The organism is Sorangium sp. So ce887 (genome assembly GCF_051521455.1).
GTDB lineage: Bacteria > Myxococcota_A > Polyangia > Polyangiales > Polyangiaceae > Sorangium.
In genome coordinates this window covers 5712738-5725079 of record NZ_CP150354.1, presented here as the reverse complement: position 1 = coordinate 5725079, position 12342 = coordinate 5712738, and the positions used below count along the sequence as shown (strand labels likewise).

The 12342-nt window shown below is 67.5% G+C and carries 7 protein-coding genes; 4 read left to right on the top strand and 3 right to left on the bottom strand.

Annotated elements, in window-relative coordinates:
- Positions 1-477 precede the first annotated feature (477 nt).
- Both WMF36_RS21430 and WMF36_RS21425 read left to right on the top strand, forming a co-directional pair.
- On the top strand, positions 478-1377 hold the full coding sequence (locus WMF36_RS21430) for an S-adenosylmethionine decarboxylase (protein WP_437581473.1): 900 nt from the start codon (positions 478-480) through the stop codon (positions 1375-1377).
- A gap of 565 nt (positions 1378-1942) precedes the next feature.
- Complete coding sequence (locus tag WMF36_RS21425; protein WP_437581472.1) at positions 1943-3427, top strand: serine/threonine-protein kinase; 1485 nt, start codon at positions 1943-1945, stop codon at positions 3425-3427.
- Between the two features lie 153 nt (positions 3428-3580).
- Here WMF36_RS21425 and gstA read toward each other — a convergent pair whose 3' ends face one another.
- Positions 3581-4186 carry a glutathione transferase GstA gene (gstA, locus tag WMF36_RS21420; protein ID WP_437581471.1) on the bottom strand — a complete coding sequence of 202 codons (606 nt, stop codon included), beginning with the start codon at positions 4184-4186 and terminating at the stop codon, positions 3581-3583.
- Positions 4187-4944: 758 nt separating this feature from the next.
- On the opposite strand from gstA, the gene WMF36_RS21415 reads away from it, so the two are divergent.
- A complete protein-coding gene (locus WMF36_RS21415; RefSeq protein ID WP_437581470.1) occupies positions 4945-8250 on the top strand; it encodes a PAS domain-containing protein in 3306 nt (1101 codons plus the stop codon).
- Positions 8251-8944: 694 nt separating this feature from the next.
- Here the strand turns inward: WMF36_RS21415 and WMF36_RS21410 are convergent.
- Together WMF36_RS21410 and WMF36_RS21405 are read right to left on the bottom strand one after the other, a co-directional pair.
- Complete coding sequence (locus tag WMF36_RS21410; protein ID WP_437574015.1) at positions 8945-9529, bottom strand: transposase; 585 nt, start codon at positions 9527-9529, stop codon at positions 8945-8947.
- Between the two features lie 32 nt (positions 9530-9561).
- Positions 9562-10005, bottom strand: a complete 444-nt coding sequence (locus WMF36_RS21405; RefSeq protein WP_437574014.1) for a helix-turn-helix domain-containing protein — start codon at positions 10003-10005, stop codon at positions 9562-9564.
- A 151-nt stretch (positions 10006-10156) separates the two neighbouring features.
- On the opposite strand from WMF36_RS21405, the gene WMF36_RS21400 reads away from it, so the two are divergent.
- Positions 10157-12217 (top strand): lipoxygenase family protein, encoded by a 2061-nt coding sequence (locus tag WMF36_RS21400; protein ID WP_437581469.1) that lies wholly within the window; start codon positions 10157-10159, stop codon positions 12215-12217.
- The last annotated feature ends 125 nt before the right edge of the window (positions 12218-12342 follow it).

The window sequence follows — 12342 nt, the reverse complement described above, 5'->3', positions numbered from 1 at the left end:
ATCGATATCGTCCAGTTACACGACTCCTGCGCTGCCTGACCGACATGCGCGCCGCCGGTCGCGCGGTCCGGAAGCGATTCGTCGCGTGGTCTGGAAGGCATTCGTCACGCCGCCTGGAGGGCAAATGAAAGACTTTTTTTGAAGTCAAGCGTCTCCTGCCTTCCCGCGGGCCTCGCCGGCGGCCGCCGCGCAGCGTGGGCGGCGGCCGTTCTCAGAGGGGGGCCGGCGGCGGGCGAGCGCTGCCGCATCGTGCGCCGTCCCGGCGAGCTCATCGTGCACGGCGAGGTGAGCCGATGGGCGAATCGGCAGCGGATCGCGGGTCATGGCCGCACGACAGCCATGCTTGTATCCGGCTTCCCCACCTGATCATCGGATGGCGCACACGAATGTGCGGACGGAAGGCAGCTCGCGAAATTTCTCCGCTCGCGCCTGCTCCGCGTGGAGTAGCATCGCTCAACTCATCGACGAAGGGGCAACATGCACAAGGCACGCAAGAACCTCACCCATTTCACGATGGATGGCTTCCACGGCTTCCGCAGCCGTTTTGACGATGTGAAGCTGGCGCAGGAGCTCCTGGAGGAGATTCCCGGCGTGCTTCGGCTGAAGCCGGTGATGCCTCCGTTCATCCTCCCGTACTACAACGGCGTCGTGGCCGAGGACTGCGGCATCAGCGCCTTCGTGCTGCTGCTCGGCGGCCACCTCACCATCCACACCTTCAGCTTCCGCGAGTGCTTCTTCGCGGATCTCGTGTACCCGGGGGCGTTCGATCCCCAGCGCGTTCAGATGATGCTCCAGACGACGCTCCCCTGCCGCAGCGTGTTCACGCAGACGGTCGATCGCGGCGACGGGGGCGATCTCCAGGAGCGCAGGGGGCACGAGGTGGTGAGCCCCGATGCCGATTTCGGCCCCCACCTCTTCCTGCAGTTCAGCCCGTACCGCGGGCCCACCTCGCTCGACACGCTCTTCGACATCTTCGATAGCCTGCCGTCGAAGATCGGGATGACCCCGATCATGCGCCCCTTCGTGGTGAAGACGGCGACGCGCGATGGGGCCCCGGTGATCAGCGCGATGGTGATGATCGCGGAGTCGCACATCACGTTGCACATCTTCCCCGACAGCGACGAGGCGTTCTTCGATCTGTTCAGCTGCAAGTTCTTCGATGTGCCGTCGGTCGTGCAGGTGCTGGCGGAGCAGTTCGGCGGCAACGTGACCGAGCAGGTGCTCGTCCCGCGCGGCCAGCGCTACCTGCAGCTCAGGACCGAGCGCCCGCACGTGATGAGCCACGTGAACCAGTGGCTCGCCGCCTCGCACCCCGGCGTCTACGCGCGGATGCCGGGCGACGGGGGCCCGCTCGGGCCGAAGCCCTCCAAGGGTTGAGCTCGAGAGCGCGCGGCACGCCGCTCGCCGATCCTGGCTATCTCGTCCTCGCCCGTTCGCACTCTGTCGTTGGGCGTCTCTGCGTCTCTCCCCATCCTCGCGGTCAACTCTGATCCTCACGGCCGCCTCCGCTCCCAGGGCGAGGCGCGACCCGCCGTGTGGCACGACCCGCCTCGCGCTCCGTCAGGCCACCGGCGCGGCGCGCGACGGAGCGCGGCTCTGGAATCCCCTTACATCGTGCGTGTCGTCCTCTGGACTCGGCCGGCTGGATGATGTTTGTGCTCCTGTGCTCCTGTGCGCCTATGCGCCGACATCGGTGCAGGCCAGGTGTCCGTCCATGCCGTGAACCCCGCGGTATCCCGCGTGAATCGTCCGCGGGATCCCTGAGGTCGCGGGAAGTGGGAATCTTAACGTTGCGACGTTGCGACGTTGCGACGTCGCGGGAGAGCACTTGTTTGTCTTGCAGAGACAATGAAGGCGTCGTAGTGATCTATTTACGCGAGTTATCGGCTAGAGCTGACACGAACCACCAGCTCGGGCCTCTTCGAGAAGGAGTAGCAGAGGTATGCCCCTGCACACCGGACAGATGGTGACCCCTGCGCTGCGGCTCGTACGCATTCTCCGGCGGGGCGGGATGGGGAGCATATGGGTCGCCGATCGCCTTTCGCTGAAGGCGCAGGTGGCCGTGAAGTTCATGTCGCCCGAGTTCGCGGACGATCCGGGCTACGTGGAGCGATTCCGGCGAGAGGCTGTCGCGGCGGCGCAGATCACGAGCCCGCACGTGGCCCAGGTCCTCGATCACGGGCTGACGGCGGAGGGCATGCCGTACATCGCGATGGAGCTCCTCCGCGGCGAGGACCTCAGGGCCCGCATCCGCCGCCTGGGCCGGCTGCCGCTCGGCGAGGTGGCGCGCATCGTGGCGCAGACGGCCAAGGCGCTGGGGCAGGCGCACCGGCTCGGCATCGTCCACCGCGACATCAAGCCGGACAACCTGTTCCTGACCGAGGTGGACGGGGAGACCTTCGTCAAGGTGCTCGACTTCGGCATCGCCAAGCGGGCCCGGGACCTGCGCGTCACCTCGACGGGGAACGTCGTGGGGACGCCGCTCTACATGAGCCCCGAGCAGCTCATCAGCTCGCAGGACCTCGATTTTCGCGCGGATCTCTGGGCCCTCGGCGTCGTGGCTTACCACGCGATCACCGGGCAGGCCCCGTTCGGCGGGGATACGCTCGTGGCGCTCACGCTCTCGGTGCACACGGGCAAGTTCAGGCCGCCGAGCGCGCTCCGGCCCGAGGCGCCGCCCGCCCTCGACGACTGGATGCGGAAGGCCCTGCAGTTCGACCCGAGCGCGCGCTTCGGATCCGCCAGGCAGATGGCCGACGCGCTGGAGCGGGCGCTCTCTTCGCGCAAGCGGGGCGCTGACTCGTGGGACCCCGCAGCCCGAGACGCCGGCGCGGAGACCCTGACCACATCACGGATCGCGGACGCGCAGGACTGCGCGGTCACCCGGCGCTACCCCGCGCCGGCGCCCCTGCCGGTCGCGCTGGCGGAGACGGATCCCTGCGAGGCAGACGCCCCCGATCGCCCGACGACGGTCATGATGGCGACCTCAGGCCGCAAGAAGCTCAGGCCCTCGGTGCGGCTCGCCACGATGGTCGCCGTCGGCGCCGTGGTCGTCGGCGCCGGCCTGTTCCTCGGCGTCCGGCACCTCGCGCCCACCGCCGACGGCGCCGCGCTCGCCGCCGTCGCCTCCCGCGGCGCCGGGTTGACCGGCCCGACCGAGGCGATGCTCCTCGCCAGCGTCGTGGATACGCCGCGGCTGCTGCTCGCGCCGGAGCTCCCGGAGCCCGTCCAGGCCGGCGCCACGTCGGAACGGCCCGAGAACACGCCTGCGAGCGAGGCGACCCGGTCAGCCGCGAAGAAGAAGCCCACCGCGCGCCCCGCGCGGTCCCCAGGGCGGGCGAAGCCCACCCCGTCGACCCCGTCGTCGGGGAGGCTCACCCGGCGCATCAAGCCGTTCCCCCGCAACGACATCGCGATGCACAGGTAGCCCCTCGCGCCGCTCCTGCGAGGGCGGTGCGGGGCGCGTCAACGCGCGGTCGCGCACAGCGCGCCCGCCTGAGCGGCAGGGCGAGCGCCCGGGGCGAGCACGTCGCAAGCTCGTGATCGCGGCCAGTCGAGGCGCTGGAGGGGGAAGGGGCCGCTACATCCCCTGTTCGGCCGCGACGGCGGCCTGCACGGCAGGACGGGCGCCGACGCGCTCTCTGTACTGGCCGAGGACAGGCCAGCTGCCGAGATCGACGCCTGCGAGCTTCGTCCAGGTGAGCACGGTATAGAGGTAGGCGTCCGCCACCGTGAACTGCTCGCCGAGGAGGTGCGTGGTGCCGTCGAGGCGCTGCGCCACGTAACCGAAGCGCCGGCCCAGGTAGGCCCTGGCCGCGCTCTTCTGCTCGTCCGGCAGCCTGGGTTTGAAGAGGGGCGCGAACTGCTTGTGCAGCTCGGTGCCGATGAAGCTCAGCCACTCCTGCAGCCGGTAGCGACCGAGGGTGCCTGCCGGGGGCGCGAGCCCGGACTCGGGCCTCCGATCGGCGATATACTGGACGATCGCCGGCCCCTCCGTGAGCACCTCGCCGCTCTCGAGCTCGAGCGCGGGGACGTAGCCCTTGGGGTTGATCAGGGTGAAATCGGCGCCCGATCTCGTCTTCTTCGTGCCGAGGTGGACGCGCTCGAGGGCGAACTCCAGGCCAGCCTCGCGCAGCGCGATGTGGGGAGAGAGCGAACAGGCGCGAGGGCTGAAATAGAGCTTCATCGTGGCCTCCACCGGAGCTCGGAGGGCAGCATCCTTCCCGTCGCCGACGCCTCCGTCAAGAGGACCGCCGCTCAGGTACCTTGCCGCCCAACGATCGGTCGACTGCTGGGCGTGGCGCCAACACCTACCGGTCCGGGGCCGAGGATCGGGGTCAGAGCTCCGGCAGGCTTTGGCGCGATGGCGGCCCCTCCGATGGGTGGATGAGTCGCTAGAACACCGATCACGTTGATCGAGCGAGAAATGAACCGCCAAGGCACCAAGGACGCCAAGATCGTGTTCTCTTCTTGGCGTCCTTGGCGCCTTGGCGGTTCGAAATTCTGCTCTCCTCTGGCGGTTTCAACCCGTTTGTCGCTCTAGCGCCTCCGAGCATGCCCGCGCCTGCGCCGCCGGCGAGCACGGCGAGCGACGGCGCTGAGGCGACGGCGGGCGCGGCGCGTGGAGCGCCGGTACGCGCGGCGGACGACTATTCTCGTCAGCGGCCCGGGCACCGCATTGCGCAACCCAGCGGCCGAGAGCCTGGACGGCTCCTCCTTCATGCGCAAGAAGAAGCTCACACGCAGATCATGTAAGCCATTTTGTTCGCGAAATGCCCCCTCACCCTTTAAGTCGTTCTGGCGCCTCGAAGACGCATCGTCGAGAAGGTTTTCTCCAGTGTCTGCGGCCATGCGAGCGACGTGGTCCGCGAGAGGCTGAGATCGCCAACGGAGCAGCAGCTGACCGGCACGCATCGCGCATCGCGCGGCGGAAGGAGGCGCGTCATGAAAACAGGCGGTAGCGCTGACCGGCCACGCCCCCTCGGCCCTGCCGCCGCGTTGTTTGCGAGCTACTTCCTCCTGGCTGTATTGGGCCTCCGGTGGGCGACGGACCGCGGCGCCGCCTCCCCGGTATTTCCCGCCGCGGGTGTCGCGCTCGCCGGGCTCCTGCTCGGGGGCCTGAGGCTGTGGCCGGCGGTGTTCGCCGGGACGACGGCCGCGCTCCTCTTGGAAGCGCCATCCCTCCCGCTGTGGGTAAAGGCCGCCCTTGCGTCCGGGAACACGCTGGCAGCCCTGGGCGGCGCGTGGGCCCTGCGCCGCGCCCGTCTGCGGCCGGCGCTCACGCGCCTGACCGACGCGCTCGCCGTCATCACCGTCGCCCTGGGCAGCTCGGCCGTCTCCGCCGCTGCAGCGACCGGTGCGCTGGCCGGCGCGTTCGACAAAGGCTTGAGGCAGGCTTTCGTGACATGGCTCAGCTGGTGGGCCGGCGACGTGACGGGCGTGCTGGTGGTGGCGCCCCTCGTGCTGAGCTGGGCGCGGGGCGAGCCGGTGGGCCGGGACCGGGGGCGGTGGCTGCACCTCGCGCTGTGCACCGCGGCTGGCTGGGCCGTGGCCTGGCTGAGCTTCGGGCCTGAATACTCCCGCATCTTCCGGCCCTGGATGATCTTTCCCGTCCTGATCTGGGCGGCATTGACGTGGGGCGTGCGGGGCGCGACGGCGGTGATGCTCCCGGTCGCGGCCGTCGCAGTCCAGGCCACGAGCGAGGGGCACGGGCCGTTCGGCACCCCCGCGGCGTTGCAGTGCGCGCTGCTCCAACAGTTCATCGGCGCTGCCGCCGTGACCGCGCTGGTCTTGGCCGTCGTCGCCGACGAGAGACGCAACAGTGCGTTGTTGCGCAAGAACGAGGAGCGGCTGCGGCGAGCCAGCCGCGCCGGGAGGATCGGCGTGTGGGAATTGAACGCCAGCAGCGGAATGGCACTCTGGACGCCCGAGGCCTGTGCGCTCTTCGGCCACGCGGGGGGCCGCCCGGGGAGCGGCCTGGTGGAATACGAACGCTGGATTGAACGTCTCCATCCCGAGGACCGGGAGTCCGCCACCCGCGCGATCGACCGGGCGATAGAGCAGGCTCGATCCGGGCTACCCGACGCCCATTACAAGGACGAGTACCGCGTCCTCCACGTCGACGGCACCCTCCTGTGGCTGGAGTCGAGCGGCGCCTTCGAGCGCACGGGGAACGAGCTTGTGATGCTCGGGGTCGTCCGAGACATCACCGAGCGCAAGCGCGTCGAGGAGGCGCTGCGGGAGAACGAGGCGCGGCTGCGGCTGGCGCTGCGCGCCGGGCAGACCGGCGTGTGGGATTCGGATTTCGTCACCGGCCGCACCGTCTGGTCCGACGAAGTGTACGGTATCTTCGGGCTTTCGCCTGGCACGTTCGAGGGGACGATCGATGCGTTCGAGCGGATGATTCACCCCGACGACCGGAAGCGGGTCCGGGCGGAGGCGGCGGCGGCCATCGAGGGGCGGGCGGGCTATGACAATGAGTTCCGCATCGTCCGCCCCGACGGGCAGATCCGCTGGGTCATGAACCTCGGTATCGTTCGGCACGACGAGGCAGGAAAGCCCCGTTTCATGGTCGGCACAGTCACCGACATCACGGAGAAGCGGGCGGCGGCGGACGCGATACGCGAGAGCGAGGAGCGATTCCGCAACATCGCCGACAACTCCTCCGTGATGATATGGGTGACCCGGCCCGACGCCTACTGCCTCTACGTCAACAAGGTCTGGTCCGATTTTACGGGGCAGACCCAGGCCGCCAGCCTCGGGTTCGGTTGGCTCGACATGATTCATCCGGAGGACGCCGAGCGCTCGGCGAACATCTTCCTCGCCGCCAACGCCAGGCAGGAGCAGTTCCGGCTCGATTACCGCCTCCGCCGCCGTGACGGGCAGTACCGGTGGTGCATCGATGCGGCGGCCCCGCGGTTCAGTCCGAGCGAAGAGTTTCTTGGTTATGTCGGCTCTGTCATCGATATCACCGACCGCAAGCAGGCCGAGGAGGAGCGGGCGCGCCTGCTCGAGGTCGAGCAGGCCGCGCGCAGCGAGGCGGAGCGGGCGAACCAGCTGAAGGACGAGTTCCTCGCGACCGTCAGCCACGAGCTGCGCACCCCGCTCACCGCCATCCTCGGCTGGTCGCAGCTCCTGCTCCGCCGGATGAGCGGCGAGGGCGAGGACCTCTGCAAGGGACTCGCGGTCATCGGCCGCAACGCCCGCGCGCAAGCGCAGCTCATCGAGGACCTGCTCGACATGGGCCGCATCACGTCCGGCAAGATCCGCCTGGACATGCAGGCTTTGGACCTGCACGACGTGGTCGGCGCGGCCGTTTCGTCCGTCGCGCCCTCGGCGGAGGCGAAGGGGATCCGGCTCGGAAAAAATTCGAGTCCCGCCGTGGGCGTGACACGCGGCGACCCGAGCCGGCTGCAACAGGTGGTATGCAACCTCCTGAGCAATGCCATCAAGTTCACCCCGGAGGGCGGGAGCGTGCAGGTGAAGGTCGGCCGCGCCGACAATCACGTCGAAATCACCGTCTCGGACACCGGGCAAGGCATCGAGCCCGGGTTCCTCCCCTGCGTCTTCGAGCGGTTCCGCCAGGCCGACGCCTCGACGACGCGGCGGCACGGCGGGCTGGGCCTGGGGCTCTCCATCGTGAAGCACTTGGTCGAGCTCCACGGCGGCACCGTGCGGGCGACGAGCGCCGGCGTGGGAAAGGGCGCGAGCTTCACCGTGGAGCTCCCGCTCGGCGTCGCCCACGCCTCGGCGGAAGGCGCCCTGGACGGGCGGGCGGTCAATGCCCGGGCGAGCGGCGACAACGTCGGCGAGCTCTCCGACCTGAGCGGCATCTCGGTGCTCTTCGTGGACGACGCCCCGGACACCCGCGACATGGTCAGGACATTCGTCGAAGAACACAAGGCGCGCGTCAGTCTCGCAGGATCAGGGGAAGAGGCGCTGAGGTTGCTCGATCTGGAGAGGCCGGACGTGCTCGTGAGCGACATCGGGATGCTCGGGATGGATGGCTACGAGCTCATCCGCCGAGTGCGGGCGCTGCCGCCGGAGCGCGGCGGGGACGTGCCCGCGGTGGCGCTCACCGCGTACGCCAGAAACGAGGACCGCGCCAAAGCGCTGCTCGCCGGGTTCCAGACGCACATTGCGAAACCGATCCAGCCGACGGAGCTCATGGCGGCCATCGGGCTCCTGGCAGCTCGCGGCGCGAGAACGGGGCGGCCGCGGGCGGACAACGAGGGGCCGCCCTTGCCATAGAAGAGCGCGACGAGGAGACGCAGCACGGCGTTTCGCGGAGGTTGACCCCCGTCAAGATGGGGGGCAGCCGCCCGGCAGAGTCATCCTGATAGAGGCTGCGGGTCAGCGCGCTCGAAAGAGCTCGCGCCTCGTAGACGACATGCACCGCAGTTTCGGGCCACACGACCAGGTCGAGATGCGCTCGCGTACAGCACGCCCGACAGCGCCGCGAGCGTCGCGTCGCGAGCCGCGGGGCCAGCCGCTGCGATGCGCCAGGAGTCATGGAGACGTCTGGCGCTCGGAACGGCGCCCCGTAAGCCTTTCATGGACCCATCCCGTCGTGTCGGCCAGTCCGCCGAGGCGCACGGTGGTCATGACCACGGTCCGAAACTGACTCCTGCCTTTGCTTGGCGGAGCCACGAAAGGCGTTTATGCATCCGCTCTCCTCACTGATGCGAGATATTTGCATTCCCGGAAGCGAAAAGAAGCGCCGCATGAGCGTATGGTGGTGCTCGGTGGCAACGACGCGCGCTCGCCGCAATCCCCCTATCCATCGCCTGCGCACGGCGCCAGCGGGGCCGGCGTGAGGCCGGGTTGCTGTTGTCGAGCATGTCATCCCGGGCCAGGAATTCTCTCCCGTTGAGGAGTGACGGCGGCTCCTTACCCGAGCTAGGCAACGGGCCGGAGCTTCACGAAAAAAACACACACGCCGGCTTTAGAGCGGTTTTCGTTCGAGTGCGGTACACCCAGCATTCGGCGGGGCACGGGCTCGACCAACGCGCGCAGGAGCCTGCGACCGGACTGGGCGCCGCCGAGTAGGACGACGAGGTCGTCGGACGTAGCCTTTCAGCGCGAACCAGCCCTGCGCGTCCTGTCGGAAGACCTTGTCGACCCCACGGACCATCGCGTCGTAAACCGCCGGCACGGTGCGCGGAGCGGCGGCGCGAAGTGCCTCCTTGACCTTGGAGCCGCAGTTCTCCACCGGCGACAAGTCCGGCGAGTAGGCGGGCAGAATCCAGTAGCGGACGCCTCGGGCACGAAGCGCCTGGCGCACGCCACGTAGGCGATGCGCGCCAAGGCCGTCGACAATGACCACGTCTCCGCGCTTCAGCTCGGGCATGAGCACCTGGCGCACGTAAACCTCGAAGTGCTCACCGTTCATCGCCCCCTTGAAGGCCCACGGTGCAACGACACCTCGCAAGCCAAGCCCCATCACCAGCGTGATGTTCGGGTCCGGATTGGCGGGGACTTTGCCGTACGCACGCCTCCCGCGAGGCGCACGCCCATAACGGCGCGCCATGCCCAGGTTAGCGCCGAATTCGTCAACGAAGATCAGCCGACGCGCACCCGCCGCCCGCGCTCGGCGGCGGAACCTCCGACGCGCGACTTGGACATCGGGCCTGTCCTGTTCGCTTGCACATAGCGTCTTTTTTTTCGTGTCAAACCGAGCCGCATCAGCGCGCGGCACATCGTCGGGCGGCTCACGCGCGCACCCGTGCGGTGCTCCAGCAGCTCGATGAGCTCATCCAGGGTTCGGTCGTTTTTGTCGTCGACGAGCGCTCGTAGCTGCTGCGCTCCGGCCTCGTCGATCTTCGAGGCCCTTCCGCCACCGTGCGGCCGAGGCGCTACGCTCCCAGTCGACCGCTCGATACTGAGATACTCCTGCACAGTGCTGAGAACGACGGCGAAACGCGCGGCGATTTCTCGCATGCTTCCCTCGCCGTTGCGGTAGGCATCAACGATCCGCTGTCGCAGGTCGACACTGTACGGTCCCATGCGCGTAGCCCACGCAGCCTGCGTGCCATCACCCTACCGGACGTGCTCTGCTTGCACCGAACCCGAACGAAAACCGCTCTAGAAAGCTGTAGATTCTCCGTCATCGGTGCCTCGCCTGGGGGCGCGATGGTCATGAAGGGGAGGCTGTCCTATGGATCCGTTCACACTGCTCGTCCTGCCTCAGAACGACACTCCGGAGAATCGCGTCAAGCGAAGCGCTACGCTGAAGGAGCAGCAGCAGCACTACCGCTTCGACTACAACACGAAAACCCTTGCTGGCTTGCCCATGGCCGCGACGCCCATCCCGATAGAGCTATCGCTGGTTTGGGCCTCCGGCCTCGGGGAGATGGTGCTCACGCTCGGGGAAAATCTCTTGAACATCGTGGCCCCGAACGTGATCGAATTCGATGTCCAGATCCAGATGAAGGTCGGGAAGCCCGAGTACGAAAGGCCAAAGGCCTCGGCGCCACCGCCTTCCCTGCCGAGCAGGGTAGAGGTCGATATCGAGGGCGCGCCGAAGGATGTCCCTCTCGTCCTGCACGAGCTCACCTCGGACGCAGAGCGCTTCCGTCAGGATCTCAAGAAAGCCCGCGCGGAACTTGCCAGATTCACGATCCCGAACCCGGCCGCGTTCCCGCCCGTGCTCCCCGCGCCCTCCGCGCGGCCCTCCGCGCGGCCCTCGTTGCTCGGAGACGTTGCGGCTTTCGTTGAGAAGGACATCGCCGCGCCCATCGAGATCACCGTCGAGCAGCGCGTACTTTCGTGGCTCGATGATCTCGTCAAGATCATCGCAGAGTTTCTGGGCAAGCTCATGGGGATTTACGGCCGCGCCACCGACATTTTTGATTATCAGGAACAATTCCGCTCACTGCCCCTCCCCTGGCCTGTGGGGGTCTACCAGACCGACGAGATCTTTGCCCAAATGCGCGTCGCGGGACCAAACCCGATCATGATTCGCCGCGTGAACGCGGAGGACCTCAAGGGCTTCTCGCTTGGCACCCGCGCCGCGGACATCGAGGACGCCCAAAACAGAAACGCCTTGTATATCGCGGATTACAGTGCGCTCTCGATCCTCAAGCCGGGCACGAACCCCGCCCCGAAATACCCCTATGTGCCCAAAGCACTCTTCGAGGTCCCCGCCTCGGGAAGCCGCTCGCTGCGCCCGCTCGCGATTCAAATCTCGCCCGGCGGTCCGGTCTTCTTCCCGGACGGCGGAACGCCGTGGGAAGTCGCCAAGATTATCGTTAATATGGCGGACGTCAATTACCACGAGCTCGTCAGCCACCTCGGTCTTACGCACCTCTTGACGGAGCCGTTCGTGATTACTACGTATCGGCAGCTCGATCCGATGCATCCGCTCTTCGCGCTCCTTACGCCGCATTTCTCGGGTACGCTGTTCATCAATTACGCGGCACAGACGACGCTCGTTGCCGATGGCGGCGCGGTCGATCAGCTGCTCGTAGGCACCATTGAATCCTCGCGGCTCCTCGCAGCGAACGTGGTCGAGAGCGCGCGTTACAACCGGATGTTCTTCCCGGACACGCTGGTCGAGCGGGGTGTCGACGACGTCAAGGCGCTGCCCGACTATCCTTATCGCGACGACGCCCTGGCCTTATGGAACGCCGTTCATGCATGGGTCACGGCGTACGTCAGCGTTTACTATCCCACCAGCGCCGACGTGCTCCAAGATTACCAGCTGCAAGCATGGATAGCGGAGCTCGCCTCGGAGGATGGGGGCAGGATCAAGGACATCGGCGACAAAGTCGTGAATGGGACGCCGCAAATCGAGACAGCGGAGTACCTCGCGAGGCTGTTGACCCAGGTGATCTTCACGGCGAGCGTGCAACACGCGGCGGTAAATTTCCCACAACGCACGATGATGGCCTATACCCCTGCCATGCCGTTCGCTACCTATGCCGAGTTCCCCTCGAAGGAGGGCGCTCCTGCGACGCAGCCCCTCGATGTCCTTCCGCCGCTCCAGATGGGGCTGCTCCAGCAGCTGGTCGCGACCGCGCTCGGCGGCGTCTATTATACAACTCTCGGCCAGTACGGCGGAGAGCTCGCGCTCCGGCAGGTGGGGGAGGCACTGCAAGCGTTCCAGCGAGAGCTCCGGAGGATAGAGGTCGATATCAACGGGAAGAACGCGCTTCGTGTGAGGACCTCGTACACGACGCTGCTGCCGTCGGCGATTCCGCAAAGCATCAATATCTAACTCCCGTCGGCATCGCGGAGTCGAAATTCCGCATATTTGCTGACCGGCGGTCGGGTTCCATCCGAAATGGGTGCGGCTCTTTTGCGCGCCAATGATTTCGATCGCTTGACCCGTCGCAGAGCCGG

Excerpts from the sequence above, each read along its gene's own strand:
- WMF36_RS21430 (WP_437581473.1), top strand. The coding sequence starts at position 478 with ATGCACAAGGCACGCAAGAACCTCACCCATTTCACGATGGATGGCTTC.
- WMF36_RS21410 (WP_437574015.1), bottom strand. The coding sequence starts at position 9,529 with ATGGCGCGCCGTTATGGGCGTGCGCCTCGCGGGAGGCGTGCGTACGGC.
- WMF36_RS21415 (WP_437581470.1), top strand. The coding sequence starts at position 4,945 with ATGAAAACAGGCGGTAGCGCTGACCGGCCACGCCCCCTCGGCCCTGCC.
- WMF36_RS21405 (WP_437574014.1), bottom strand. The coding sequence starts at position 10,005 with ATGGGACCGTACAGTGTCGACCTGCGACAGCGGATCGTTGATGCCTAC.
- gstA (WP_437581471.1), bottom strand. The coding sequence starts at position 4,186 with ATGAAGCTCTATTTCAGCCCTCGCGCCTGTTCGCTCTCTCCCCACATC.
- WMF36_RS21425 (WP_437581472.1), top strand. The coding sequence starts at position 1,943 with ATGCCCCTGCACACCGGACAGATGGTGACCCCTGCGCTGCGGCTCGTA.
- WMF36_RS21400 (WP_437581469.1), top strand. The coding sequence starts at position 10,157 with ATGGATCCGTTCACACTGCTCGTCCTGCCTCAGAACGACACTCCGGAG.